This window comes from Isoptericola croceus (assembly GCF_029382255.1).
GTDB classification, from domain to species: Bacteria; Actinomycetota; Actinomycetes; order Actinomycetales; family Cellulomonadaceae; genus Isoptericola; species Isoptericola croceus.
On the sequence record NZ_JARLLG010000540.1, the window covers coordinates 1 to 253 of the forward strand.

Here is a 253-nt window from a genome sequence, read left to right on the forward strand (position 1 = left end):
TTGCGACGCAGCAAGCATCAAAGGGGTTACAACTGTACCCTTGCCATTAACATCAGCACCAGCCTTTATGAGTAGCTTCATACACTTCAATGATCGGTAGATAAGGGAACTCATCAGGGGACTACCGGCTCCATTATTGACAATTACGTTAGAATGCATCTGCCTTGTGATCCAACAAAATCTTCAGTGTCTTATCCTTGCCATTGTTAGCAGCATGAAAGAGTGGTGTTCCAAGGCCACAGTCTATGTCAAC

1 protein-coding gene is annotated in these 253 nt (G+C 44.7%); it reads right to left on the bottom strand.

Annotated elements, in window-relative coordinates:
- The coding region (locus tag PZC42_RS25030) for a hypothetical protein (RefSeq protein ID WP_498041216.1) at positions 1–159 on the bottom strand (159 nt) is incomplete at its 3' end.
- Positions 160–253 lie beyond the last annotated feature (94 nt).